The sequence below is a fragment of the Amycolatopsis sp. NPDC059027 genome, assembly GCF_042739735.1.
Taxonomy (GTDB): domain Bacteria; phylum Actinomycetota; class Actinomycetes; order Mycobacteriales; family Pseudonocardiaceae; genus Amycolatopsis.
The window spans coordinates 31,641-56,685 of sequence record NZ_JBHYIK010000033.1 but is presented as its reverse complement, the minus strand read 5'-3'; the positions used below and the strand labels follow the sequence as shown (position 1 = coordinate 56,685).

Genomic DNA, 25,045 nt, shown 5'->3' with positions numbered 1-25,045 from the left:
GGGAAGGGATGGTGGGGAAGGCTACGGCCCGGGACCGGGACCGGTCCCGGCCTGCTACTCGGGTTTACCGTGTTGCCGGCTCAGCTTCAGAAGATCCGCGGCCAGCTTCCTCGCGTCCCGGGCGGAGTATCCCTCGATGGAGATCTTCTTGTTCTCGACCTCGAAGCGGTGCACTTTCCCGCGGTGCCGGCGAAGGAACGTCACGATAATTCCACCCACGGCGGTCCATGCGGCGGGATTGGCCGCCACGGCAACGACAGCCTCGGACACGACCGAGCGAGCATCGTCGTCCGAGACGCAGAACCCCTGCGCTGTAAGGTGTTCCCGAAAATCGCCGGACAGCAGATCCGTCATGCGCAGCGAAAGCTTCGAGGTTCCATCGGCGGACACCAAGGTGAAGGCACTGGAGCCGTTGTCACTGATGATCATTATCGTCCTCTGTCGCAACAAAATCGCTACCGGACGTACTCAGGTGGGCGAGAACCTTAGCAGGCACATCGCAGCCACGTGTTCGAGGTCGTCCAGTCGAGCCGACGGCGACAAGTTTCGTTCTTCACGATCATGCGTTCGGCATGATGAGAGACAAGATCCACAACCTTCGAAGTTCACGGTTGTTGGCGGCCAGTCAAAAAAGCGTACGACCAGAAAGCGCCAGCTCACGCATTCGGCAAATATTTAGCCTGGATTAAACTCTTTCGAGAAAGCCAGCAGAATGTGTTCGATATCGAACACATTCGACGCGTTTCGCACTGTCCCGCACGCACGAACCCCATTCGGCGAAGAAGGCCCACCGGAGCATCGAAGAGGCCGTCTTCACGGAAGAGACCATCGAGGGGCCGCTCGAGAGCGTCCGTATGACTCGCGCCACACAACGGAGTCGATCGCCCTGCCGCAGAGGCGGATCCACAAGGAACCCAACTCGAACACGGGACCACAGGCGGGGGTCCGGGGGGCGAAGCCCCTCCGGGCGGGGCCTGGGGGTCGCACCCCCAGAAAACACGACGAGCGAGGCACGCCGACGCTTCCCGTCGGCACACCTCGCCCACATCGCTCGTGGCAGGTGAGGGATTCGAACCCCCGTAGGCTGAGCCGTCTGATTTACAGTCAGATCCCTTTGGCCACTTGGGTAACCTGCCATGGCACGGCGAACCGGCCGGGCAAAAGCATACCCAACGGGTGCGGGCGCCCCGCACCCGGGGATCCCCCGTCGCGTCGGGTGCCCGGATCGGCACGGCGTGGGGCTAGGCTGGTGGCCCCTGACGAGCGAGTACGAGGTGTGAGAACACGTGGCGGATCCCTCTTTCGACGTGGTGAGCAAGGTCGATCGCCAGGAGGTGGACAACGCGCTGAACCAGGCGAGCAAGGAGCTGTCCACCCGGTTCGACTTCCGCGGCACCGGGACCTCGATCGGCTGGTCCGGCGAGGAGGCCGTCGCGATCGAGTCGGAGACCGAGGAGCGCGCGCTGGCGGCGGTCGAGGTGTTCAAGGAGAAGCTGATCAAGCGCGGCATCTCGCTCAAGGCGTTCGAGGCGGGCGAGCCGGCACTCTCGGGCAAGATCTACAAGATCGGCGGGAAGATCCTGCAGGGCATCGCCTCGGACAAGGCGAAGCAGATCGCCAAGTTCATCCGCGACGAGGCGCCCAAGGGCGTGCAGGCCCAGATCCAGGGTGACCAGCTGCGGGTGTCCGGCAAGAAGAAGGATCACCTGCAGGAGGTCATCAGCCTGCTCAAGGGCAAGGACTTCGAGATCGCGCTGCAGTTCACCAACTACCGGTGAGCGTCAGGACGCGGTGAACGTCCAGTTCGCCGCGGCCTCGACCTGGACGTAGCCGGGGCCGTCGACCGGGATGGTGTTCCGGTACGGCGGCCGCTGGTTGACCACGAGCCTGCTGCTGGAGTCCGTCGTGACCCAGAGCGCGAAGTGGAAGTCGCCGTTCGCGACGACCGCGGCCTTCGTCACTCCGGCGGGGATCTTGAGCACCGATTCGGCCTTGCCGGACAGCTCCTTGCCCGGCTCGGCGACCGGCAGGCTCCGCGCGTCGGCGATGGTCACGGTCCAGGCGGAGTTCGCCCTGATCGTGAGGGTGCGGGTCGGCCGGTGGGCGTGCAGGGACATGTTGATCCAGTGCGTGCCGCGGTAGGAGCCGATGGCGTTGACGAGCGAGATCTCGTCACCGTCGGTGTTCACGAAGACGTTGCTGACGCACTTCGGGCATTCGAAGGTGACGAACCCCGGCTGGTCGCTCGGCCAGGAGATCGGGACCGTCGCGTCGCCCTTGCCACTGTGGGTTTCGTTCGGCAGCTCCGCGGGAGCCGGTCGCGTCGGTGACGGAGGCGGTGGCGGCGGAGCGGTGAACGCGCCCGAGTTGCCACGTCGGCCGATGATGTAGCCGACGCCGTACGAGCCTTCGGCGCAGGCGGCCGTCGTCGCCAGGATGGCAACGGTCAGCGCGCAGCCCGCCCAGCGACGGAAGTTCCTGGTCAAGACGGTGCGTCCCCCTCATGAGCCGCTTCTCGGCTCGTGACGTCTTTCGCCGGGCCACGGTCTCGCGTTACCGCCACGGACAGTGCGGGGTTCACCCGGTCGAGCCATGCCTTTTCCCCGGACGAGCGAAATCCCGCGACCGACGTAGCTGTGCCGAACGCAAAGCCGATGTCACTTCCGAAGTGCGTGGTGTAATCACGCCGCTACTGCGCGGAGAAGGGTTCGAGATGCGCCGGTTCAGACTTCTGCTCGCCCTCGTGCTGTCACTGACAGTGAGCGCTGCGACGCTCAGCCCGGCGCAGGCGGCGACGCGTAAACAGCTCGTCCCGGGCTTCGGCAACTACGCGCGGCTCATCCGGCTCGAACATTCGCCGGTCGGCCGCGGGCACATCCTCGCGTCGCTCAGCAGCGAGGACGGCGGCGGCAAGTTCACGCCGATCATGGAGAGCACCGACGAGGGCGAAACCTTCCACAAGCTCAGCGAGATCCGCGATCCCGACGGCGCGGCGGGCATGTGCTGCGGCACCCTGTACGAACTGCCCCAGCGCGTCGGGCGTCTGCGGACGGGGACCCTGCTGTGGGCGGCGAGCTACCGGCAGGACGCCGGGCCCCAGCGCCGGGTCGGCATCAAGATCTGGTCGAGCCGGGACGGCGGGCGCACCTGGAGCTTCCTGTCCGAGGCCGCGCGCTCGCACAACCACGACGGCATCTGGGAAGCCGAGTTCACCGTCGACGCCGGTGGCACGCTGTGGCTGCACTACGCCGACGAGACCCAGGCGCCGCAGTACGCGCAGGTGCTCAACCGGGTCGCCTCGACCGACGGCGTGAACTGGGGCACCAAGCAGCTGACCATGGCCATCCCGCCGCATCGCGTGCGGCCCGGGATGCCGATCATCCGGCGGCTGCCCGACGGGCGCTACTACTTCGCGTACGAGATCTGCAACTACGGCGACCGCTACTGCGACCCGTACTACAAGATCTCCGACGACGGCGCGAACTGGGGCGACCCCGCCGACCCCGGTACCCGGGTGACGACCGCGAACGGCAACTACTTCCAGCACGCGCAGACGATCGCGCTGTTCCCCGGCGGCCCCCGCGGCGTCCGGATCGTCATGGTCGGGCAGATCTACACCAACTCCTACGGCACTCCGCAGTCCGCCAACGGCCAGGTGCTGCTCGCGAACGACGACCTCGGTGCCGGAAACTGGTACGAGCTGCCCGCACCGGTGCACATCTCCGGCATCTACAACAACTTCTGCCCCAACTACAGCTCGACGCTGCTGCCCGTGGACGGCGGCAGGAACGTCCTGGAGATCGCCACCGAGAACAACAACGGCTGCAAGGCGTACTTCGGAAAGGGTCCAGCGTTCCCCTAGCAGCGGCCAGTAGGGTCGGTCATCGGCCCTACAGGTGTCGAGCGGAGGAGCGGGATGAAGGGGATCGTGCTGGCGGGGGGCAGCGGGACACGGCTGCATCCGATCACCCAAGCGGTTTCGAAACAGCTTCTGCCGGTGTTCGACAAGCCGATGATCTACTACCCGATCTCGGTGCTGATGCTGGCCGGGATCCGCGAGATCCTGATCATCTCCACCCCGGCCGACCTGCCGAACTTCGGCAAGTTGCTCGGCGACGGCGAGCAGCTGGGACTGTCCTTTTCGTACGCCGTGCAGCCCAGCCCCAACGGGCTCGCCGAGGCGTTCGTGATCGGCGCGGACTTCGTCGGCGACGACGACGTCGCGCTGGTGCTGGGCGACAACATCTTCTACGGCCAGGGGTTCCGCGGCAGGCTGCACGAGGCGGTCGGCACGCTGGACGGCTGTGTGCTGTTCGGCTATCCGGTGAAGGACCCCGAACGCTATGGCGTCGGCGAGGTCGACGACAGCGGCAAGCTGGTGTCCATCGAGGAGAAGCCGGAGCGGCCGCGGTCGAACAAGGCGATCACCGGGCTGTACTTCTACGACAACCAGGTCGTGGAGATCGCGCGTGGCCTCAAGCCGTCGCCGCGGGGCGAGCTGGAGATCACCGACGTCAACCTCGCCTACCTGCGGCAGGACCGCGCGCGGCTGGTCGATCTGGGCCGGGGCTTCGCGTGGCTGGACACCGGGACGCACGATTCGCTGCTCGAAGCGGGCCAGTTCGTGCAGGTGCTGGAGCACCGGACCGGGGTGCGGATCGCGTGTCTGGAGGAGATCGCGCTGCGGATGGGCTTCATCGACGCGGACCAGTGCTACGCGCTGGGCTCGAAGCTGGCGAAGTCCGGCTACGGCGACTATGTGATGAACGTCGCCCGGGTTGCCGGGGCGACCGGCGCTTGAGCGGCGGGGGTGGTCCGTCGCCCTTCGGGTCAATCACCACCACGCCCCGATTGTCCCCGCGTGTGCGGGGCCGAAAGAACTCGTGAGCGTTGCGTCCGGTTAGAACCGGCCGCAACGCACAAGACTCAGTAGGGGCGGTTCGCCATTTCTTCCAGGCGGCGGATGCGGTCCTGGATGGGCGGGTGCGTCGAGAACATCTTCGACAGCCCCTCCCCCGGCCGGAACGGGTTCGCGATCATCAGGTGTGACTGCGAGACCACGGCGGGCTCGGGTGCCAGCGGCGCCGCGCGGGTGCCGCGTTCGAGCTTCCGCAGGGCCGACGCCAGGCCGAGCGGGTCGCCGGTCAGCTCCGCGCCCGAGGCGTCGGCCTGGTACTCACGGGAGCGGCTGACGCCCATCTTGATGATCGCGGCGGCGATCGGGCCGACCAGCACGAGCAGCAGCGAAACGAGCGGGTTGCCGTCGCGGTTGTTGCCGCCGAAGAACAGTGCGATGTTCGCGATCACGCTGATGACGCTGGCCAGCGCGCCGGCGACGCACGAGATGAGAATATCGCGATTGTATACATGCGACAGTTCGTGCCCGAGCACGGCACGCAGCTCCCGCTCGTCGAGCAGGTCGAGGATGCCGGTGGTGCAGCACACCGCCGCGTGCCGCGGGCTGCGGCCGGTGGCGAACGCGTTGGGCGCCTGCGTCGGGCTGATGTAGAGGCGGGGCATGGGCTGCCGCGCCGTCGTCGCCAGCTCGCGCACGATGCGGTACATCGCGGGCTGCTCGGCCTGCGAGACCGGCCGCGCGTGCATGGCGCGCAGCGCGAGTTTGTCGGAGTTGTAGTACGCGAAGGCGTTCATGCCCAGCGCCAGCAGCAGGCCGATGATCAGCGCGCCACGGCCGAAGAACCCGCTGATCGCGATGATGATCGCGGAGAGCAGGCCGAGCAGCAGCGCGGTCTTCAGCCCGTTGTGATGCTTGTGCACGATGCTCGCCTCCTTCCGCTCGAACTCGCGGGTTACCCACCGGAAACAACGCGATCGGGCGATCCGAAGTTCCTTCGCATGATCGTCACCCGGGTTAGGGTCGAACGGCAATGCGAGGGCATTCCCCTTCTCCGCGGAGGTGCCGATGCGTGGTCCGGAACTGAGCAGGCGCGGCCTGTTCACACTGGTCGCGGCGGGTGCGGGCACCGTGGCCGCGACCACTGAAGCGCGGGCCGAGCAGGTCGTGACGGTGGACGTCGGGGGCACGCCGGCGGCGGTCGCGGTGAATCCGCTCACCGGTCTCGCGTACGTCTCCGATCCGGCCACCGGCTCGGTCTCGATCATCGACGGCTTCAGCGCGACGGTCACCGCGGTCGTCCGCACCGGCGGCGCACCCGGCGACGTCGCCGTCGACCCGCTGACCAACCGGATCTACGTCGCCAATCCCCCGGCGGGCACCGTGCTGGTGCTCGACGGCCTGAGGCTCGCCCTGGTCAGCGTGATCGGCGCCGGTGCCGGGACGTCGTCGCTCGCGCTCGACCCGCAGGCCAACCGGATCTATGCGGTGAGCGCCGCGACCGGCGCGCTCGCGGTGCTCGACGGGATCAGCGCCACGCTGCGCAGAACGGCGAACAGCCCGGTGAAGGCACTATCCGGCATCGCCGTCGACAGCGGGCGCAAGCTCGCCTACTGCACCAGCGCGGCAACGAACTCGGTGGAGGTCTTCGACATCGGCAGGGGGAGGTTCACCGCGAGCATCCGGGTCGGGGCGTCCCCCACCGGAGTGGCGGTGCACCAGCAGAGCGGCACCGTCTACGTCGCGAACTCGGCCATCCACCACATGTCCATTGTGGACGCCGCGACGCGGAGCGAGCGCAAGACCGTGCTGTTGCGCAGCGAGTCGTCGGCGATCGCCGTGCACCAGGGAACGGATACTGTCTACAGCAACGGTGGCAGCAACGGGCTGGCCCGGATCGACGGCGCCGCCGGCACGCTCAGCGGGGAACTCGACCTCGGCGTCAACCCCGGCGACGTCGCCGTCGACCAGCGGACGCGGACGATCTTCGTGACGGATCCCTTGCACGGCAGAGTCTCAGTGATCCGCGACTTCTGACGGCGCTGTTCGCCCTCGTCCCGGCGGGTCGGAAATCCTGGCCGAAAAATTCTGACGAACCATGTATCTCCCGGGCGGGACCCTCCTCCTGTCTTGCATAGAGGGGAGAGGCTGGGGGTGCGCTGAAGGGGACCTTCCCCGCAAGGGGGATCGAGGAAGGTCCCCTTCAGTACGTCCGCGGCTCGGTGGCCAGGGGGACCGGGCCGCGGACCCGCCCGGAACGGCGCGAAGGGGGAGCTCGCGCCACCGGAGCGGGGAGGGGGCTTCCGTCGTGGGGACGCGACGGGAGTCCCCTTTCTCATGCCCGTGAACCCGGCGGGCGAACCAGCCGTTATCTCGCCGGGACGCACCCGTGCGCGGATTGTGTCCAGTGGGATCCGCGGCCGCGAGTGGTGGGTCCCTCCCAGGGGTGTGACCTCGGGGTTCGAGCCCACCGACGCCTGGCCGGGGCGCCGGGTGCGACCTTGACGAGGTGCGGTTCCGGGGCGGAACGGACGACACGCGCACCCGGACGGCCGACACGCGTACGTGGATGGACGACACGGCGGAGGGGCGTTGTAACAGGGGCGGCGAAGGTAGCGAACCTATGGGCGACGCGGCCGGCTCCGGCAGCGGAAAACGGGGAGTTGCCCACTCATGACGAAATGCAGGCTGTGCGGATCGGCGGGAATGGCGAGTGTCGTCGATCTGGGCGCCACGCCCCCTTGTGAGCTGTTTCTCACCGCACAACAGCTGGACGAACCCGAAGCGACCTACCCGCTGCACCTGCGCGTCTGCACCGAGTGCTGGCTCGCGCAGCTGCCGCCGTTGATCACCCCGGAAGAGACGTTCACCGAATACGCCTATTTCTCGTCGTTTTCCACCTCGTGGGTGGAGCACGCGCGGCGGTTCGTCGAGGGCGCGCTCCCGCGGATCGACCGCGCCGAACCGTTCGTGGTCGAGGTCGCCAGCAACGACGGCTACCTCCTGCAGCACGTCGCCGAGCGCGGGATCCGATGTCTCGGCGTCGAACCCTCGGCGAACGTCGGGCAGGCCGCGCGCGACAAGGGCGTGCCGACGGTCACCGAGTTCCTCGGCCCGGAAACGGCCGCCGCGATCCGCGCGGAGCACGGCCCGGCCGACCTCGTGGTCGCGAACAACGTCTACGCGCACATCCCGGACATCCTCGGTTTCACCCAGGGCCTGCGCACGCTCGTGGCGGACGACGGCTGGGTGTCGATCGAGGTGCAGCACCTGCTCACGCTGATCGAACTCAACCAGTACGACACGATCTACCACGAGCATTTCCAGTACTACACCGTGGAATCCGCGCGCCGGGCACTGGCCACCGGCGGGCTCACCGTGGTAGATGTCGAACTCCTGCCCACGCACGGCGGCTCGATCCGGCTGTGGGCCCGCCCCACTCCGCCCTCGCACGACGTGGTCGCGGGCGAGCCGAGCGCGCGGATGACCGACGTGCTGTCCCGGGAGAAGGCCGCCGGACTGCACGAACTGTCCGGCTACACCGAATTCGCCGAGCGCGTCGCCCGCGTCCGGCTCGATCTGCTCCACTTCCTCATCGAGGCGGCGCGCGTCGGCAAGACCGTCGTCGGCTACGGCGCGCCAGGCAAGGGAAACACCCTGCTCAACCACTGCGGTATCCGTACGGATCTGCTGGCCTACACGGTCGATCGCAATCCGTACAAACACGGCCGGTTCACCCCCGGGACGCGGATCCCGGTGCTGCCACCGGAACGCATCACCGCGGACCGGCCGGACTACGTCCTGATCCTGCCCTGGAACCTGCGGGAGGAACTGACCGCCCAGCTGTCCTATGTGGACGAATGGGGCGGGAAACTGGTCTTCCCCATTCCTTCCCTGGAAATCGTCGAGCCCAGACTCGCAAACGTCGAGGTGACGTCGTGAAGGTAGTGCTGTTCTGCGGCGGGTACGGGATGCGGATGCGCAACGGCACCGCGTCCGACGTGCCCAAGCCGATGGCGATGGTCGGCCCGAGACCCCTGATCTGGCACGTGATGCGGTACTACGCGCATTTCGGCCACACCGAATTCATTCTCTGCCTCGGTTACGGGGCACACCACATCAAGGAATTCTTCCTCCACTACGAGGAAACCGCGTCGAACGACTTCGTGCTGCGCAACGGGAAACCCGAACTGCTCTCGACCGACATCTCCGACTGGTCGATCACCTTCGTGCAGACCGGTATCGAATCCGCGATCGGGGAACGCCTGCGCCGCGTGCGCCCGCATCTCGACGACGACGAAATGTTCCTCGCCAACTACGCCGACGTCCTCACCGACGCGCCGCTGCCGGACATGATCGAACGGTTCTCGAACTCCGACGCCGGCGCGTCGATGATGGTCGTGCCGCCGCAGTCCTCGTTCCACTGCGTCGAGATGAACGAGTCCGGAATGGTCGGGTCGATCACCGCGGTCAGCGAGATGCCGTTGTGGGAGAACGGCGGGTATTTCGTGCTGCGCCAGGAAGTGTTCGACCACATCCCCGAGGGCGGCGATCTCGTTGCCGACGGCTGCGGCGAACTGGCGAAGCGCGGGCGCCTGCTCGCCTATCCCTACCGCGGGTTCTGGAAACCGACCGACACGGTGAAGGAACGGTACGCACTCGACGAGAGCTATTCGCGCGGCGTGCGGCCGTGGGCGCTCTGGGAGAGCGACAAACAGGAGCGCACGGCGTGATCCGGCTCGGGGCCGAACGGCTCGGCAGGATCGTCGCGCTGGGCGCGCACTGCGACGACATCGCGATCGGCGCGGGCGGCACGCTGCTCGCGTTGTGCGCCGAGCGGCCCGGCCTGAAGGTCGACGCGCTCGTGCTCTCCGGCGGCGGCACCGAACGGGAGGACGAGGAGCGAGCCGCGCTCGCCGCGTTCTGTCCCGGTGCGGACGTCGACGTCACGGTGCTGAAACTCCCGGACGGGCGGCTGCCGACCCACTGGGAAGAGGCCAAGAACGCGCTCGAGGACCTGCGGCGGCGCACCGATCCCGACCTCATCCTGGCTCCGCGGACCGAGGACGCGCACCAGGATCACCGCGGGCTCGCGAAGCTGGTCCCGACGGCATTCCGCGATCACCTCACGCTCGGCTACGAGATCGTCAAATGGGACGGCGATCTCGGCAGGCCGTCGCTGTACCAGCCGCTTACGCCGGAGCTGGCCGAGCGAAAAGTCCAGTTGCTGCAAGAACATTACGCCTCTCAGCGGCACCGGCCCTGGTACGACCGGGAAGCGTTCCTCGGGCTGGCCCGCATCCGCGGCATCGAATGCGGCACGCGGTACGCGGAAGCCTTTGACGTCAAAAAAATCGTTCTCGATATGGAGGGGACATGCGGGTCCTGCTGACCGGGCACAAGGGGTACCTGGGCACGGTGATGGCGCCGGTGCTGGCCGCCGCCGGACACCAGGTCGTCGGCCTCGACTCGGGCCTGTTCGAGGGCTGTCTGCTGGGTCCGGCGCCGGACGACCCCGCCGGGTACCAGGTCGACCTGCGGGACGTCACCGCCCAGCATCTGTCCGATGTGGACGCCGTGATCCACCTGGCCGCGCTGTCCAACGACCCGCTGGGCTCGCTCGCGCCAGGGCTGACCTACGACATCAACCACCACGCGTCCGTCTGGCTCGCCCGGCTGGCCAAGGACGCGGGCGTCGAACGGTTCCTCTACGCCTCGACGTGCTCGGTCTACGGCGCTTCCGGCGGTGACGGGCTGGTGGACGAGGACGCGCCGCTGCGTCCGGTGACGCCGTACGCGGAGTCGAAGGTCCGTGTCGAGGACGACGTCCGCGAGATCGCCGACGACCACTTCACGCCCGTCTTCATGCGCAACGCGACGGCGTTCGGTTACTCCCCGCGGCTGCGCGCGGACATCGTGCTGAACAACCTGACCGCGCACGCCCACCTGTCCGGTGAGGTGCTGGTGCTCTCGGACGGGACGCCGTGGCGGCCGCTGGTGCACGCCAAGGACATCGCCCGCGCGTTCGCCGCCGCGCTGGACGCCCCGAAGGAAGCCGTGCACGCCAAGGCGTTCAACATCGGGACCGAAAAGAACAATGTCACCGTGGCCGAAATCGCGCAGGAAGTCGTCGAGGCCGTGCCAGGCTCGACGCTGCGCATCACCGGCGAAGCGGGCGCCGACCCGCGTTCGTACCGGGTGGACTTCTCGCGCTTCCGCGCGGCGGTCCCCGGTTTCGACTGCGACTGGTCGGTCAAGGACGGCGCGGTCGAGCTGATCGACGCCTACCGCCGGTTCGAGCTGTCCAAAGAGGACTTCGAGCGCAAGTTCACCCGGCTCGCGTGGCTGAAGGACCGCAGCGAAGACGGCCTCATCGACGACACCCTGCGGCGCCGGTGATGAAAACCGGGGCGGAAATGCACGCGCTCGTCGAGCGGCTGTACCCGATCTGCCGGAGCATCACCGGCGACGGGGTCCGCCGCACCCTGGGCATCATCGGCGAGCACATTCCGCTCGAACTGCACGAAGTGCCGACCGGGGCGCAGGTGCTGGACTGGACGATCCCGCAGGAGTGGAACATCCGCGACGCCTACATCGCCGACAGCGCGGGCAATCGCGTGGTGGACTTCACCGAGCACAACCTGCACGTGGTCGGCTACAGCGTCCCGGTGAACCGGCGCATGCCACTGTCCGAGCTGCGCGCACACCTGCACACGCTGCCCGACACTCCACAGTGGATTCCCTACCGGACGAGCTACTACGCCCCCACCTGGGGTTTCTGCCTGTCCCAGGAAAAGCTCGACGCGCTGCCGGAGGCGGAGTACGAGGTCGTCATCGATTCCACTTTGGAGGATGGCAGCCTCACCTACGGCGAGCACGTCGTTCCGGGCCACATCACCGGCGAGGTGATCGTGTCCTGCCACGTCTGTCACCCGTCGCTGGCGAACGACAACCTGGCCGGGATCGCCGTCGCGATCTCGCTGGCCCAGTCGCTGGCCGCGACGAAGCCCTGGTACACCTACCGCTTCCTGTTCATGCCCGGCACGATCGGCTCGATCACCTGGCTCGCCCGCAACGCCGAGCGCGTCGACAAGGTCAAGCACGGCCTCGTGCTGGCCTGCGCGGGCGACTCCGGCCCGCTGACATACAAGCAGAGCAGGCGCGGAGACGCCGAGATCGACCGGGTCATGCGGTATGTCCTCGATGGACGTCCACACAAGACGGTCGAGTTCTCGCCCTACGGATATGACGAGCGTCAGTTCTGCTCACCGGGGTTCAACCTCGGTGTCGGTTCGCTCACGAGGACGCCGTACGCGGGTTATCCCGAGTACCACACCTCGGCCGACAATCCGGACTTCGTCTCCCCCGAGGCAATGGAAGGCACCTTGGCGGCTCTGCGTGACGCGGTCGCGGTGCTGGACCGCAACCGCCGCTACGTCAACCTGAGCCCGTACGGCGAGCCGCAGCTGGGCAAACGCGGCCTGTACGACTCCCTCGGCGGGCGCAGCGACGCCAAGCAGGCGCAGATGGCGATGTTGTGGGTGCTCAACTTCTCCGACGGCGAACACAGCCTGCTCGACATCGCCGAGCGTTCCGGGCTGCCGTTCGACGTCGTCGCCGTCGCGGCGCGTGCCCTGCACGACGCCGGCCTGATCAAGGAGTGAGCCGTGACCACCGTCGGGGAGCAGCCGAAGCGTTCGCTGTTGCGTTCCGGCGCGGTGCGCGCCATGGCTGGCCGGTTGAGCTGGGGACTCGGCGATCAGGCCGTGTCCAGCCTGACGAACTTCGTCGTCGGCATGTTCGTGGCCCGCTCGCTCGGCCCGCACGCGTTCGGCGTGTTCAGTATCGCGTGGGTGACCTACGGCGTCATTCTCAACGTCTCACGCGGGCTGGCGACCGATCCGCTGATGGTGCGCTACAGCGGAGTGTCCACAACGGACTGGCGAGCGGCGGTCGGCCGAGCTTCGGGCACCGCGCTGGCCGTCGGCTGTGTGTCGGGCATCGGCAGTCTTCTTGTCGGCCTCGCCATCGGCGGCGCGGTCGGCCATGCGTTCCTCGCGCTCGCTCTGGCGCTGCCCGCCTTGCTGCTGCAGGACAGCTGGCGGTTCGCCTTCTTCGCGGCGGGTGAAGGACGCCGCGCGTTCACCACCGACGCCATCGCCGGGGTCGCGCTGATCCCGTCGATGTTCGTGGCCGCACACTTCCGCAGCGTCGTCGCGTTCCTGCTGGCCTGGGGCGTGGCGAGCGCCGTCGCTGCCTGCTTCGGCTTACTGCGCACCGGAATCCTGCCCCGGCTGGGTGGGGTCCGTGGCTGGGTCGGCGAACACCGCGACCTCGGGCCGCGGTACCTGATCGAGAACGTCAGCAACAGCGGCGCGTCGCAGCTGCGCGCGTACGGGCTCGGCGCGATCGCCGGGCTCGCCGCCGTCGGCACCGTCCGCGGCGCTGAACAGCTGCTCGGCCCGTTCCTCGCGCTGCTGATGGGACTTTCGCTCGTCACGGTCGCCGAAGGCGCCCGGGTGCTGCGCCGTTCGCCGCACCGGCTGCGGTTGTTCTGCGCGCTGCTCGGCACCGGCCAGGCCGCCGCCGCGTTCGTGTGGGGCCTCGGGCTGCTGTTCCTGCTACCGGATTCCTGGGGCCGGTTCGCGCTCGGCGAGGTCTGGACGACGTCGTCGCAGCTGATCCTGCCGGTGACGTTCTCGGTCGTCGGCGCGAGCTTCAGCACCGGCGCCGCGGCGGGCCTGCGAGCACTGGGTGCGGCGCCGCGGAGCCTGCGCTCGCAGCTCGTCGCCTCCGCGTTCTACCTGGGCGGCGGCCTCATCGGCGCCTTCATCGGCGGCGCGGTCGGCTCGGCCTGGGGCGTCGCGACCGCCACGCTCAGCGGATCGATCGTCTGGTGGTTCCAGCTGCACGCCGGGCTTCGCGAGTACACCGCGCCCGATACCTCTGAGGAGATGACCCAGTCATGACCACTCTTCCCCGGCTGAGCCTCGGCCTTCCGGTGTACAACGGCGAGGAGTACCTGGCCGAATCGCTCGACGCGCTGCTCGGACAGTCCTATGGGGACTTCGAGCTGGTCATCTCCGACAACGCTTCGGCCGATGGCACCGAGGAGATCTGCCGCCAGTACGCGGAGAAGGACTCGCGGATCCGGTACGTCCGGCAACCGGTCAACATCGGCGCGACGCCGAACCACAACTACCTCTTCGAAGTGTGCCGGACCGAGCTGTTCAAATGGGTTTCGCACGACGACCTCTACGCGCGGGACCTGCTGTTGCGCTGTGTCGAGGCGCTCGACGAACGGCCGCACGTGGTCGTGGCGCACGCGGGGACGGCGATCATCGACGGTTCCGGCGCCGTCACGCAGGTGTTCGACTACCACATCGACACGGACTCGCCGTACGCTCCGGAGCGGTTCCTGAGCCTGCTGTTCGAGCCTGGCGGCGACGACTTCTACGGCGTGATCCGTTCCGACGTGCTGCGGCGCGTGACGCCGATGAACAGCTACCACCACGCGGACCGGACCTATGTCGCGGAACTGGCGCTGCACGGGCCGTTCCACCAGGTCCCCGAACTGCTGTACTTCCGCCGCGACCACCCGCACCGGGCCGAGCGGGCCAATCCGACCATCCGGAGCCGGTGTGCGAATCTGGACCCGCGGCGCGCGGACCGGCTCCGGAACCCCGCCGTGCGCCTGCTCGGCGAGTACGTCCTCGGGTTCGTCACGGCGATCCAGCGTGCGCCACTGTCCACAAGAGAGCGTCAGCAGTGCTACCGGCACCTGTGGACGTGGGCGTCGAGCCGGGCGCGTGCCCGCGGCGAACGGATCGAAGACCGGGCGCCCACGGCGACGCCCGAAGAGGCGTTGACGGTGAGCGCGATCGTCGCCGGCCAGGAAGGACGGGGCTGGTGACCACCCGGGTCGGCGTGTTCGGGCTGCTGGGCTCGGGCAACCTCGGCAACGACGGCTCGCTGGAGGCGGTACTCGCCTACCTGCGGGCCGAGCATCCCGACGCCGTCATCAGCGCGTTGTGCGGTGGGCCGGAACAGGTCTCGGCCCGCTACGGGATCCGGGCGACGCGGCTGAACTGGTACCGCGACGAATACCGCACGGCGTCCGGGGTGCGGTCGATCGCGCTGAAAGGGTTCGGCAAGGTCGTCGACATCGTCCGGACCGCGCGGTGGGTTCGCCGCCAGGACGCGGTGATCGTGCCGGGCATGGGCGTGCTCGAAGCCACGCTTCCCTTGCGCCCCTGGGGTTTCCCGTACGCACTGCTGCTGCTCTGCGCGTCCGGTCGGCTGCTCGGCACGCGCGTGGCACTGGTCAGCGTCGGCGCCAACGTGATCACCCACCGGGTCACCCGGGCGATCGTGCGGACGGCTGCGCGGCTGGCGGCGTATCGGTCCTATCGGGACGAACTGTCGCAGGACGCCATGCGCGCCATGGGTGTCGACGTCTCGCGCGATCAGGTCTATCCGGACCTCGCCTTCGCGTTGCCGGTGCCGGACGTGCCCGCCGAACTCGGGACCGTCGGCGTCGGCGTGATGGCGTACTCCGGCGGGAACGACGACCGCGCACATGCCGACGAGATCTATCGCGACTACGTCGGCACCATGACCGCGTTCGTCCAATGGCTCGTCGACCGGGGACGGCCGGTGCGGCTGTTCATCGGCGACCAGGCGGACACCGAGGTCACGGACGCGATCCGGGCCACTGTGGACTCGCCGCTGGTCACCGCGGCGCCGATGTCCACTTTGGACGAGCTGATGACCTCGATGGCGTGCGTCGAGACGGTCGTGGCCACTCGCTATCACAACGTCCTGTGCGCGCTGAAGCTCGCGAAACCGACCGTGGCAATTGGGTACGCGAAGAAGAACGACGTGCTCATGGCGGAACTGGGGCTCGCCGAATTCTGTCAGTCGGCCCGTGCCATCGACCTCGAGCGGCTGATCACGCAGTTCACCGAACTGGAAGCACGGTCCGCCGAACTGCGCGCAACGCTGGCCTCGCGCAACGCCGGGCTTTCCGAACGGCTCAAGCACCAGTTCGCCACACTGTCCGACACATTGATCCCGAGGGGCGCCCGATGAAAGTCTCCCCGGTCACCACCATCACCGGCGCGTATCTTTTCGAACCGACCCCGCATGTCGACGAACGCGGTTTCTTCAGTCGCACTTTCGACGCCGGCGTCGCGCGGTCGGTCGGCATCGACCCGGACGGATTCCTCCAGGACAGCGTGTCCCGCTCCCGCAAAGGCGTGTTGCGCGGAATGCATCTGCGTTCGGGCAAGGGCGAGGCGAAACTGGTCCGCTGTTCGTACGGAGAGATTTTCGACGTCGTCGTGGATCTGCGGCCCGATTCGCCGACCTACCGCAATCAGGAATACTTCGAGCTTTCCGGGGAAACCCAGGTTTCGCTCTACATCCCCGCGGGATGCGCACACGGGTTCCAGGCGCTGACCGATCCCGCCGACGTGTCGTACCGGATCGACCGGGCGCACGACCCTGCGGAGGACGTCACCATCGCCTTCGACGACCCCGAACTCGCCATCCCCTGGCCGCTTCCGGTGACAACGGCGTCATCGCGAGACAGAAAGGCACCGAAACTCACCGAGGTGATCGGGGGAAAACCGACATGACCGAGAACCGGCCGCTGCCACGATCGTCAGAGGCGAACGAGCGGCTGCACGCGGCGATTCCCGGCGGCGCGCACACCTACGCCAAGGGGGAAGACCAGTATCCCGAAGACCTGGCGCCGGTGATCTCGCACGGCAAGGGCGCCCACGTGTGGGACATCGACGGGAACGAGTACATCGAATACGGCTCCGGGTTGCGTTCGGTCAGCCTCGGGCACGTACACCCGCGCGTCGTCGAGGCGGTGCGCCGCGAGATCGAGCGAGGCAGCAACTTCGTCCGTCCGTCCATTGTGGAGGCCGAGGCGGCGGAACGATTCCTCGCCTCGGTGCCGACCGCGGAAATGGTGAAGTTCGCGAAGAACGGTTCGGACGCGACCACCGCGGCCGTCCGGCTGGCCCGCGCGGCCACCGGCAGGCCGCTGGTGGCGATCTGCGCCGACCACGCGTTCTTCTCCGTCGACGACTGGTTCATCGGCACCACCGCGATGTCGTCGGGAATCCCGGGCGAGACGACAGCGCTGACCGTGTCGTTCCCCTACGGCGACCTCGCGGCCACCGAAGAGATGTTGCGGGAGCACGAGGGAAAGGTCGCGTGCCTGATCCTCGAACCCGCGACGCAGACCGAACCGGCGCCCGGCTACCTCGCCGCGCTGCGCGAGCTGGCGCACCGGCACGGATGTGTGCTGATCTTCGACGAGATGATCACCGGGTTCCGCTGGTCGGAGGCCGGCGCTCAGGGGCTCTACGGCGTCCAGCCCGATCTCTCGACGTTCGGGAAGGCGCTGGGCAACGGGTTCGCCGTGTCGGCCTTGGCGGGACGTCGCGAGCTGATGGAGCTGGGCGGCCTGCGCGATACGCGGGACCGGGTGTTCCTGCTTTCGACCACGCACGGCGCGGAAACGCATTCGCTGGCCGCCGCGATCGCGGTGTTCGACACCTACGCCGAGGAGGGTGTCACCGCGCGGCTGCACACCCTCGGCGGGCGGCTCGCGACGGGAGTCCGCGAGGTCGCGGAAAGCATGGGTGTCGGCGAGCACGTCCTCGTACGGGGGCGGGCGAGCAACCTCGTGTTCGCGACACTGGACGAGCGGCTCAAGCCGTCGCAACCGTACCGGACGTTGTTCCTGCGGCAGCTTCTCACCGGCGGGGTGATCGGTCCGTCCTTTGTGGTCAGCAGTGCGCTGACCGAGGCCGACATCGACCGGACGATCGACGTCGTGGCGCAGGCGTGCACCGTCTACCGCAAGGCACTCGACGCCGACGACCCGGCCGCGTTCATGGGCGGCCGCTCGGTGAAGCCGGTGTTCAGGCGGTTCGCGTAGCGGGGCTCGTGCGCGTTCTGGCTGGTCCCGGCTGGTTCTGGCGGTGGAACGCGCACGAGTCCACACTTCGGGGTGACAGCGATGACGCCCGGTCGGACGTACCGTTACCCGTATGCCGAGATCAGGTGTGCTGCTGGCGTCCGCGCTGCTGATGTCGTGTCTTTTCCCGGCCTTGGCGGCAGCCGCCCCCGGCGCGCCGGTCTGCGACCACCAGCCGGTCTCGTACCCGTCGGCGCCTGCTGGTGCCGTCCTCGTCGATCCCGCGGTGGACGCCGACCTGACCGCGAAGACCACGGCGTCCCCGCCCGGGACGACGTTCTGGCTCGGGCCCGGCACGCACACCCTCGGCAAGGACGAGTTCGGCCAGGTCGTCCCCCAGGACGGCGACGTCTACCTCGGCGCGCCCGGTGCGGTGCTGGACGGGCGCGGGGTCAACAAGTTCGCCTTCACCGGCCGCGCGCACGACGTCGTCATCCGGAACCTCACCGTGCGAGGCTTCGCCGCGCCACAGGACCAGGGTGTGGTGAACCACGATTCCGGGGACGGCTGGACGATCGAGAACGCCACGATCGAACGGAACGAGGGCGCCGGGCTGATGGCCGGTGCGCGGCAACAGGTGCGGCACACCTGCCTGCGGGACAACGGGCAGTACGGGCTGAACGCCTATCAGCCTGGCGACGGGATCACCGGGCTCGTGCTGGAGGACAACGAGATCACCGGCAACAACACCGGCGACTGGGAAACGAAGGTCCCGGGCTGCGGATGCAGCGGTGGCGCGAAGTTCTGGGTGGTCGACGGCGCCGACGTGCGGCGGAACCGGATCCACCACAACCACGGCGCCGGCCTGTGGGCGGACACGAACAACAACGACTTCCTCGTCGAGGACAACCTGTTCGAGGCGAACGAGGCGGAAGGGCTGTTCTACGAGACCAGTTACAACCTGATCCTGCGCAACAACACCTTCCGCGGCAACGGCGTCGTGCAGGGCCGCCGGTTCGCCGACCGCGGTGACAACTTCCCGACGGCGACGGTGTATCTCTCGGAGTCCGGTGGGGAACCGCGCGTGCGAGCCAGGACGTCGTCCATCGACATCACCGGGAACACGTTCGAGGACAACTGGTCCGGGATCACGCTGTGGGAGAACGCGGACCGCTTCTGCAACAGCCCCGCGAACACCTCGACGAACTACTGCACCCGGACGAACGGCCCGACATCTTCGTGCGCGCAGCCGGAAATCGCGTCCGGCGCGAAATACGCGGACTGCCGGTGGAAGACGCAGCGGGTTTCCATTCACGAGAACACGTTCCGCTTCGATCCCGGGCGGCTCGGTTGTGCCGTGGGATCGTGCGGGCGGATGGCGTTACTGGCGAACTTCGGGACGTACCCGGACTGGTCGCCGTACCACGGTGAGGTGGTGCAGGAGGCGGTCACGTTCGGGCAGGACAACCACTGGCGGTCGAACACCTACACCGGCCCGTGGCGCTTCACCGCGCACGACACGTCACGAACCTTCGACGTCGCGCGCTGGCAGGCCGCGCCGTACGGGCAGGACGCGGGGAGTACCTTCAGCGGCTCCTGAGTGCCACACTGTTCGTGAGGACGTCGGCGAGAGGGGATGCGGTTGTCTTCGATAGTTCGGAAAGCCGTGCCGTTGGTGGTTCTCGTCGCTGCGCTGTCCGCTTGCGGGGCACCCGGGCAACAGCGTTCTCCCGCGTCCTCGGCGCCGACCGGAGGCTCTCCCACCAGCAGCACCGCGGCGAAGTTGATCACGGTCCCCGACGTCTCCGGGATGAACCACCAGCAGGCGCAGGACACCATGCAGGCCGCCGGGCTCTACAACCTGCGCGAGGTGGATGGGAAGGGGCTGGGCCGGGCCCTGATCAACGACCGGAACTGGGTGCAGGTGGGCCAGGATCCGCCGGCGGGCACGAAGGTCCCGCCGCACACGGTGATCACGCTGACCGCGGTGAAGTACACGGACCGCTGAGCCCTCGCCCAATGCCGTGAAGGCCTCCTTACCGGCGTTGAGCGCTGTGAAGGAGGCCTTCACGGACCATCAGCGCGGAAGCACCACGTCGGAATTCACTCGTTCGTGTCGAACGTATGTTCTAGTAGCGCGGTATGATGGTGGCGTGTCCGAGAATCCGTCCACTCTGGAACCGCCGCAGGAGCTGTGGCGGCGATCCGGTCGTGAACTCGCCGACGAGGTGCGTACACGGCTGGAGTCCATGTGGCGCCTGGACGCCGAGCTCGGGCAGTTCCTCGTAGAGATCGACGCGCGTGGCGCCTCCGAGCTGTACGGCTACAGATCCACCGCGGCATGGTTCGCGCACCTGGGGCGAATGTCGCGTGGTGAAGCCAAAAAGTACCTCGATCGGGCCCACGGGTTGAATCCCGGCCGTAACATCGACGGTACCGAACTCCCCGCGGACGCGCCCGCAACCGGGACGGCCGCTCTTGACGGTGAGATCGGGCCACACCACAGCGACACGATCCTCCACTTCCTCAAGAAGGTCCCCAGCTTTGTGTCCGAAGAGGACAGAAGCAGCGCGGAGAAGATCCTCGTCGAACTCGCCCGCCACGCGACACCACAGGAAGTGGCCAAGGCCGCCGACGAGATCCTGGCCCGCATGGATCAGGACGGAAAGCCACCGAAGGACCCGACGCCGTCAGACCGCAAACCCGAGTTACGGCTGCGGCAACGGAAAGACGGCTGGTTCGACATCGACGGGCAACTCGACCCCATCACCGGAGTCCGGCTCAGCACCGTCCTCGACCCGCTGGCCACCCCTCGCCCCGCGGGCGAAGAGAAGTGGCCGGACTTGCGATCGCCGTCCCAGCGTTACGGGGAAGCCTTCGGCGAAGCCATCGCCATGCTCGCCAACACCCCCGACGCGCCCGGCGGCGACCGCGCCCAATTGCTGGTCACGGTGACGTTGGAGGACTTGAAGTCCCAGCTCGGCACCGCCTGCCTGGACATGGTCAGCAAGATCTCCGCCACCGAGGCCCGGGTGCTGGCCTGCGACTGCCAGGTCATCCCTGCGGTACTGGGTTCCCAGGGCGAACCCCTCGACCTCGGCCGGGCCAAGCGACTCGTCACCCCGGCCCTGCGCAAGGCGTTGGTCATCCGGGACGGCGGCTGCGCGTTCCCAGGCTGTCGGCGGAAACCGAGACACTGCGACGCCCACCACGTGCTCGAGTGGGTGAACGGCGGACTCACCGTCCTCCGGAATTTCGTCCTGCTCTGCGGCGCCCACCACCGGCTGCTGCATCACGCCGGCTGGTCGGTCCGCGTCGCCGAAGACGGACTCCCCGAGTTCATCCCGCCGGATTACCTGGACCCCCTGCGCAGACCGAGACGCAACGTCTTTCACGTCGCGGATCGGCCGATCGCCGGTCAGCAGACGTACCAGTCGCCTCGCGTCGCCGGCTTCCCGGAGCCGACGGGGGCCGCGGTGAGGTCGAGGCAGTAACGCTTCGAATCCGTGGCGAGAAACCGGACGTAGCCCGCGTTGTCCCCGGTATAGGTGAAGAAGAGGCCGCCGCCTCCCGAGGCGGCGACCTTGCCCAGCGTGCTGAACGGCCCGTCGTTGTCCGCGACATACAACTGGTAGCCCTGACCGATCACCAGCAGTGTCCTTCTCCTGGAGCCCCAATCGGCCGAAACGTGAGTTTTCTGCCCCATGTTCGCGTTCTTGATCTCACAGCCTCGATAGGAACCGCTGTAGATCGGTTGCGCGGTGGGACCACAGTCGAGAACCCCGCCCGCAGCCGGAGGTTGGACCGAAGGCGTCTGCGACTCCGGCGCTGACCGGGCGGACAGCCGCTCGTGCTCGAGATAAACGACCACGGCCGCGGCCACGATGACCACGAAGAGCATCGCGCCGATCAGCCACGGCGAACCGGGTTTCCGCGGCAGGTGGATGTTCGTGTCGCCATGCTGCTCCGCGACCTGCACGACGGTGTCCGCGGTGCCGGACACGTTGGTGCGCACCGCGCTCTTCATCTCCTCCGACATGTCTCCCCCTGAGCATTCGGCGCAAGATACTGAGCCGAAAGGCCGTATTTGGTGCTCAAGGTTAGCGCTTGATCATCCAGCGTGACGGCGGGGCAAGAGCCGGTCCACGCACCAGGCCACCGCGAGCATGACGGCGAGTGCCGCGAAGAAGCCGCCCAGCGCGTCGGTCGGATAGTGCGCCCCGAGCGCGACCTGCGCCCAGCCCATCAGCAACGCGGCGATCAGCCCCAACCCCAGGAGCAGCGACACGGCCGCGACCCGGCTCAGCCGCTCGGCGAAGAGCAACGCCACCACCACGGCCAACGCGGTCGCGAAAGCGGTGTGGCCGCTGGGGAACGACAAGTAGTGGCCGTGGATCATCCGGCCGACAACGGGTTTCAGCACACTGGTCACCCCGACCGTCACGACGACCCCGGCGATGGTCACCACCGCGAGCCGCATCCGGCGCCGCCACAGACACATCCCTGCCACCGCCGCCACCAGCAGCGGCGAGCCCAGTGGTTCACCGCCGAAATCGAACACCAACGCCGCGTAGCGCAGCGGCGGCGTAACGCCGTCGATGGCGGGCAGGATCGCCGCGTCCACGCCGCCGACCGACGTCTCGCCCGCGAAGACCACGGCGAGCACGAAAACCACGAGCACACCGAGAATCACCAGCACGAGAGCCGGAGCACGCAGCAGGGGCGGCAAGGCCGCGGGTGCGGACGCGACGGCGTCGAACACCCGGCGGGCGTTGCCTCGTACGTCAGTCAGCGCATGCTCCTCGCCCGGCCCGCACCGCCGGACGAGGTGTGGGTGGCGATCGCGTCGGTGTATCCGGCGATCAGCCGGTCCAGCCCGACCGACGGCGTGAAGCCCTTTTCGTAGCGCAGCCTCGCCACTTCGCCCATCGCGCGGTTGTCCGCCGAGACGATCCGCCGCAGGCACTCCGCCAGCGACGCCGGATCGTCCGGGCGGTGCAGCAGGCCCGTCTCCCCATCATCGACCAGCTCGGTGAAAGCCCCGTGAGCCGCCGCGACCGTTGGCACGCCGGCGGCCATCGCCTCGACGACTACCAGCCCGAACGCCTCCAGCCACGACGAGGGCGCGACCACCGCGGCGGCGTCCGCGGTCAGCGCTCGGCAGTCCTCTTTGGACTGCAGGCCCACATACCGGACGTCCTCCCGGCCCGAGGCCCAGCGAGAGACGTCGTCGGAGAGTGGGCCGGTGCCCGCGATGACCAGCGGTAACCCGAGACCACCGGAGGCCGCCACGCGATCCCACGCGGTCATCAAGGTCAGGATGCCCTTCTCCGCGGTGATCCGGCCGAGAAACAGTATGTGGGAGCCCGTGCCGGACCGACGCACACCAGGGTCGGGGACGAAGTTGTGCTTCACGACGAGCCGTTCGGCGGGCATCCCCGCCGCCACCAGCGTGGCACGCTGTGCGGCCGAAATGCAGAAGAACCGGTCGATCCCGGACCACCAGCGCCGCCGGTTCGCGACCATGCTCACCGCCATCGGCGCCGTCGCGACCGCGGAACCCCGGTAGCAGCCGTGCCGCACGGCGGGCAGCGGCGAGCCGCCGACGCAGTCGGTGCAGACGCGCCCGTCGCGGTAAAGCGTCCCAGGTGGACAGACCATCGTGTAGTTGTGCAGCGTCGCGACCACCGGCACCCGCGCGTCCGCGCAAGCGGCCACGACCGACGGCGAGAGCAGCGGGAACGTGTTGTGCAGGTGCACAACGTCCGGGCGGTCGGCCCGCAAGCGGGTCACCAGGTCTCGCCGCGCTGCCGGGTTCCACGGCACGAGCAATGGCACGGCGGCCTTACGCGGCAAGGACATCGAGGCGATGTCGTCGCTGCGGCGTTCGAACAACCCGACCTGGTGCCCGCCGTCGGCGAGCAGGGCCATCTCCTGGTCGACGACGGTGTTCTCGCCGCTCGGCTGCTCGGACCGGTAGCGGTTGTGCACCACCAGCACCTTCATCGTCGCACCCCTCCCCCGGGAATGAACTTCTCTTCGGCACTGTCCGACGCCGGACCGCGGGCCAGCAAGGACGCCGCGACCGCCAGGTGCAGCAGATACGGCGAGGCGTCGCCCAGCCCGGCCTCGGTGTAGGACGCGCTCAGGCAGTACGCGATCAGGAAGATCGCGCAGGCGCGTTGCAGCGAGGGCGGACGCAGGACCGCGACGGCCACCAGGACCAGCAGGAAGGCCGCCACCAGTCCTATCCCGAGGTAGCCCTGCTCGTGGTAGACCGCCAGCCAGCTGTTGTCGATCGGCAGCCCGGCGTAGGACTTGTCGGTCAGCCCGACGCCGAAGAGATAGTCGAACGTCGAGCGCGGCGCGTCCAGCAGGGCGTCCCACACCTTCGCACGGCCGGTCAGACTGGAGAAGTTGTCCGCGCTCTGCCCGCGCAGGAACCAGGTCTGCAACGCCGAGGCCAGCGCGACCGCCGCGAACCCGACCACCAGCGCGCTCCACGCGAACACCTTCCGCACGCGGGGGCTGGTCAGCAGCAGCGAGCCGAGCGCGACCGCCAGCCCGACGACGAGGCCGAGCGTCGCCGTGCGGGTGTGGGTCAGCAGCAGGAGGCCGAGCGACGGGACGACGACGGCCAGCGCGCTCCAGCGGTCCGTCCGGCGGCCGAGCCAGAGCAGCAGCGAAAGTCCGGCGATGATCGCCGCGTACTGTCCGACCTGCGGCGGGGTGAGCGGCCACACCGCACCGGAGAGCCTGCCGCCGTAGATGTCCGGAAAAGCCTTGCCCGGTGCGACGACGAGCCCGATCGCCACGGTCACGAGGATCGCGCCGTACGCGCGGATGTGGTGCCGGACGAACGTGACACCACCGTCCCACCACCGCGTCAGCAGCCACAGGGTGGCCAGGAAAACCGAAAACCGGAAGCACCGGAAGAGCGCGCCGAGGCCCGACTGCAGGTCCACGCTCGCCACGATGCTGGTGAGCAGCAGGAACGTGAGCAGCAGCAGATAGGCGCTCGGCCGGATCCGGAGGCGGGGGTTGAGCACCAGCGCCAGCACGAACGCCGTCATCAGGGAGCCCATGGTGACGAGCTGGCTCACCGAACGCGGCAGCGGGATCACGGTCTGCGCCCCGGTCGAGCCGAGGGTGTTGATGATCAGCAGTGCCCACGCGGCACCCACCAGTTTCGGCGGGCGCTCTGTGTCCACAATGGACGAGTAGGCGGGCGTCCGCGCGGTCGTGTCGGCCAC

General features: G+C 68.2%; 24 protein-coding genes and 1 tRNA gene. 17 read left to right on the top strand and 8 right to left on the bottom strand.

Translation table 11 applies throughout. The annotated features are described in order from the left end of the window. Positions 1–54: 54 nt before the first annotated feature. Both ACFWY9_RS23270 and ACFWY9_RS23265 read right to left on the bottom strand, forming a co-directional pair. Positions 55–429: a hypothetical protein gene (locus ACFWY9_RS23270; RefSeq protein ID WP_378323517.1), complete on the bottom strand. Its 375-nt coding sequence runs from the start codon at positions 427–429 to the stop codon at positions 55–57. Between the two features lie 625 nt (positions 430–1,054). After that, positions 1,055–1,136: transfer RNA gene (locus ACFWY9_RS23265), tRNA-Tyr, on the bottom strand. Between the two features lie 150 nt (positions 1,137–1,286). Between ACFWY9_RS23265 and ACFWY9_RS23260 the strand changes: the two genes are divergently transcribed. After that, the gene (locus ACFWY9_RS23260; protein WP_378323518.1) at positions 1,287–1,778 is read left to right on the top strand and encodes a YajQ family cyclic di-GMP-binding protein; all 492 of its coding nucleotides are present in this window, start codon (positions 1,287–1,289) and stop codon (positions 1,776–1,778) included. 3 nt (positions 1,779–1,781) lie between these two features. Here the strand turns inward: ACFWY9_RS23260 and ACFWY9_RS23255 are convergent, their stop codons facing one another. Next, complete coding sequence (locus ACFWY9_RS23255; RefSeq protein WP_378323519.1) at positions 1,782–2,486, bottom strand: hypothetical protein; 705 nt, start codon at positions 2,484–2,486, stop codon at positions 1,782–1,784. A gap of 227 nt (positions 2,487–2,713) precedes the next feature. Here ACFWY9_RS23255 and ACFWY9_RS23250 point away from each other — a divergent pair, with 227 nt between their 5' ends. Both ACFWY9_RS23250 and rfbA read left to right on the top strand, forming a co-directional pair. Continuing rightward, positions 2,714–3,862, top strand: a complete 1,149-nt coding sequence (locus ACFWY9_RS23250; RefSeq protein ID WP_378323521.1) for a sialidase family protein — start codon at positions 2,714–2,716, stop codon at positions 3,860–3,862. Positions 3,863–3,916: 54 nt separating this feature from the next. After that, positions 3,917–4,801: a glucose-1-phosphate thymidylyltransferase RfbA gene (gene rfbA / locus ACFWY9_RS23245; RefSeq protein WP_378323522.1), complete on the top strand. Its 885-nt coding sequence runs from the start codon at positions 3,917–3,919 to the stop codon at positions 4,799–4,801. 125 nt (positions 4,802–4,926) lie between these two features. On the opposite strand, the gene htpX is transcribed toward rfbA, so the two are convergent. Next, the gene (gene htpX, locus ACFWY9_RS23240) at positions 4,927–5,778 is read right to left on the bottom strand and encodes a zinc metalloprotease HtpX (protein ID WP_378323523.1); all 852 of its coding nucleotides are present in this window, start codon (positions 5,776–5,778) and stop codon (positions 4,927–4,929) included. A gap of 145 nt (positions 5,779–5,923) precedes the next feature. Between htpX and ACFWY9_RS23235 the strand changes: the two genes are divergently transcribed. The 14 genes from ACFWY9_RS23235 (at position 5,924) to ACFWY9_RS23170 (ending at position 21,286) form a co-directional block, all read left to right on the top strand. Next, the gene (locus ACFWY9_RS23235) at positions 5,924–6,892 is read left to right on the top strand and encodes a YncE family protein (RefSeq protein WP_378323524.1); all 969 of its coding nucleotides are present in this window, start codon (positions 5,924–5,926) and stop codon (positions 6,890–6,892) included. A gap of 636 nt (positions 6,893–7,528) precedes the next feature. Then, positions 7,529–8,797: a class I SAM-dependent methyltransferase gene (locus ACFWY9_RS23230; RefSeq protein ID WP_378323526.1), complete on the top strand. Its 1,269-nt coding sequence runs from the start codon at positions 7,529–7,531 to the stop codon at positions 8,795–8,797. Continuing rightward, the gene (locus ACFWY9_RS23225) at positions 8,794–9,588 is read left to right on the top strand and encodes a sugar phosphate nucleotidyltransferase (protein ID WP_378323528.1); all 795 of its coding nucleotides are present in this window, start codon (positions 8,794–8,796) and stop codon (positions 9,586–9,588) included. Before ACFWY9_RS23230 ends, ACFWY9_RS23225 begins: the two co-directional genes overlap by 4 nt. Continuing rightward, positions 9,585–10,247 (top strand): PIG-L deacetylase family protein, encoded by a 663-nt coding sequence (locus ACFWY9_RS23220; protein WP_378323529.1) that lies wholly within the window; start codon positions 9,585–9,587, stop codon positions 10,245–10,247. Before ACFWY9_RS23225 ends, ACFWY9_RS23220 begins: the two co-directional genes overlap by 4 nt. Beyond that, positions 10,232–11,254 (top strand): NAD-dependent epimerase/dehydratase family protein, encoded by a 1,023-nt coding sequence (locus ACFWY9_RS23215; protein ID WP_378323530.1) that lies wholly within the window; start codon positions 10,232–10,234, stop codon positions 11,252–11,254. Before ACFWY9_RS23220 ends, ACFWY9_RS23215 begins: the two co-directional genes overlap by 16 nt. After that, the gene (locus ACFWY9_RS23210; protein WP_378323722.1) at positions 11,254–12,519 is read left to right on the top strand and encodes a DUF4910 domain-containing protein; all 1,266 of its coding nucleotides are present in this window, start codon (positions 11,254–11,256) and stop codon (positions 12,517–12,519) included. The genes ACFWY9_RS23215 and ACFWY9_RS23210 overlap by 1 nt, the downstream gene beginning before the upstream one ends. Before the next feature lie 63 nt (positions 12,520–12,582). Beyond that, positions 12,583–13,824, top strand: a complete 1,242-nt coding sequence (locus tag ACFWY9_RS23205; protein ID WP_378323723.1) for a hypothetical protein — start codon at positions 12,583–12,585, stop codon at positions 13,822–13,824. Continuing rightward, positions 13,821–14,768 (top strand): glycosyltransferase family 2 protein, encoded by a 948-nt coding sequence (locus ACFWY9_RS23200; RefSeq protein WP_378323532.1) that lies wholly within the window; start codon positions 13,821–13,823, stop codon positions 14,766–14,768. Before ACFWY9_RS23205 ends, ACFWY9_RS23200 begins: the two co-directional genes overlap by 4 nt. After that, the gene (locus ACFWY9_RS23195; RefSeq protein WP_378323533.1) at positions 14,765–15,946 is read left to right on the top strand and encodes a polysaccharide pyruvyl transferase family protein; all 1,182 of its coding nucleotides are present in this window, start codon (positions 14,765–14,767) and stop codon (positions 15,944–15,946) included. The genes ACFWY9_RS23200 and ACFWY9_RS23195 overlap by 4 nt, the downstream gene beginning before the upstream one ends. After that, entirely contained in the window at positions 15,943–16,494 is a 552-nt protein-coding gene (locus ACFWY9_RS23190; protein WP_378323534.1) for a dTDP-4-dehydrorhamnose 3,5-epimerase family protein, read from the top strand. The genes ACFWY9_RS23195 and ACFWY9_RS23190 overlap by 4 nt, the downstream gene beginning before the upstream one ends. Continuing rightward, positions 16,491–17,813 (top strand): glutamate-1-semialdehyde 2,1-aminomutase, encoded by a 1,323-nt coding sequence (locus ACFWY9_RS23185; RefSeq protein WP_378323535.1) that lies wholly within the window; start codon positions 16,491–16,493, stop codon positions 17,811–17,813. The genes ACFWY9_RS23190 and ACFWY9_RS23185 overlap by 4 nt, the downstream gene beginning before the upstream one ends. A gap of 112 nt (positions 17,814–17,925) precedes the next feature. Continuing rightward, a complete protein-coding gene (locus ACFWY9_RS23180; RefSeq protein ID WP_378339902.1) occupies positions 17,926–19,392 on the top strand; it encodes a right-handed parallel beta-helix repeat-containing protein in 1,467 nt (488 codons plus the stop codon). Between the two features lie 183 nt (positions 19,393–19,575). Then, on the top strand, positions 19,576–19,800 hold the full coding sequence (locus ACFWY9_RS23175) for a PASTA domain-containing protein (protein ID WP_378323536.1): 225 nt from the start codon (positions 19,576–19,578) through the stop codon (positions 19,798–19,800). 145 nt (positions 19,801–19,945) lie between these two features. Further along, a complete protein-coding gene (locus tag ACFWY9_RS23170; RefSeq protein ID WP_378339901.1) occupies positions 19,946–21,286 on the top strand; it encodes a DUF222 domain-containing protein in 1,341 nt (446 codons plus the stop codon). Here the strand turns inward: ACFWY9_RS23170 and ACFWY9_RS23165 are convergent. From ACFWY9_RS23165 to ACFWY9_RS23150, 4 genes are all read right to left on the bottom strand, one after another. Next, entirely contained in the window at positions 21,211–21,831 is a 621-nt protein-coding gene (locus ACFWY9_RS23165) for a hypothetical protein (RefSeq protein WP_378323539.1), read from the bottom strand. The two genes, ACFWY9_RS23170 and ACFWY9_RS23165, sit on opposite strands and share 76 nt — an antisense overlap. Before the next feature lie 72 nt (positions 21,832–21,903). After that, on the bottom strand, positions 21,904–22,554 hold the full coding sequence (locus ACFWY9_RS23160) for a phosphatase PAP2 family protein (RefSeq protein WP_378339900.1): 651 nt from the start codon (positions 22,552–22,554) through the stop codon (positions 21,904–21,906). Positions 22,555–22,580: 26 nt separating this feature from the next. After that, complete coding sequence (locus ACFWY9_RS23155) at positions 22,581–23,798, bottom strand: glycosyltransferase (protein WP_378339899.1); 1,218 nt, start codon at positions 23,796–23,798, stop codon at positions 22,581–22,583. Beyond that, on the bottom strand, positions 23,795–25,045 hold the full coding sequence (locus ACFWY9_RS23150) for an O-antigen ligase family protein (RefSeq protein WP_378339898.1): 1,251 nt from the start codon (positions 25,043–25,045) through the stop codon (positions 23,795–23,797). Before ACFWY9_RS23150 ends, ACFWY9_RS23155 begins: the two co-directional genes overlap by 4 nt.

Bases quoted from the DNA above. Each gene is read 5' to 3' on its own strand.
- ACFWY9_RS23270 (WP_378323517.1), bottom strand. From the start codon at position 429: ATGATCATCAGTGACAACGGCTCCAGTGCCTTCACCTTGGTGTCCGCC.
- ACFWY9_RS23250 (WP_378323521.1), top strand. From the start codon at position 2,714: ATGCGCCGGTTCAGACTTCTGCTCGCCCTCGTGCTGTCACTGACAGTG.
- rfbA (WP_378323522.1), top strand. From the start codon at position 3,917: ATGAAGGGGATCGTGCTGGCGGGGGGCAGCGGGACACGGCTGCATCCG.
- ACFWY9_RS23235 (WP_378323524.1), top strand. From the start codon at position 5,924: ATGCGTGGTCCGGAACTGAGCAGGCGCGGCCTGTTCACACTGGTCGCG.
- ACFWY9_RS23230 (WP_378323526.1), top strand. From the start codon at position 7,529: ATGACGAAATGCAGGCTGTGCGGATCGGCGGGAATGGCGAGTGTCGTC.
- ACFWY9_RS23215 (WP_378323530.1), top strand. From the start codon at position 10,232: ATGCGGGTCCTGCTGACCGGGCACAAGGGGTACCTGGGCACGGTGATG.
- ACFWY9_RS23210 (WP_378323722.1), top strand. From the start codon at position 11,254: ATGAAAACCGGGGCGGAAATGCACGCGCTCGTCGAGCGGCTGTACCCG.
- ACFWY9_RS23205 (WP_378323723.1), top strand. From the start codon at position 12,583: ATGGCTGGCCGGTTGAGCTGGGGACTCGGCGATCAGGCCGTGTCCAGC.
- ACFWY9_RS23200 (WP_378323532.1), top strand. From the start codon at position 13,821: ATGACCACTCTTCCCCGGCTGAGCCTCGGCCTTCCGGTGTACAACGGC.
- ACFWY9_RS23190 (WP_378323534.1), top strand. From the start codon at position 15,943: ATGAAAGTCTCCCCGGTCACCACCATCACCGGCGCGTATCTTTTCGAA.
- ACFWY9_RS23185 (WP_378323535.1), top strand. From the start codon at position 16,491: ATGACCGAGAACCGGCCGCTGCCACGATCGTCAGAGGCGAACGAGCGG.
- ACFWY9_RS23180 (WP_378339902.1), top strand. From the start codon at position 17,926: ATGCCGAGATCAGGTGTGCTGCTGGCGTCCGCGCTGCTGATGTCGTGT.
- ACFWY9_RS23165 (WP_378323539.1), bottom strand. From the start codon at position 21,831: ATGTCGGAGGAGATGAAGAGCGCGGTGCGCACCAACGTGTCCGGCACC.
- ACFWY9_RS23155 (WP_378339899.1), bottom strand. From the start codon at position 23,798: ATGAAGGTGCTGGTGGTGCACAACCGCTACCGGTCCGAGCAGCCGAGC.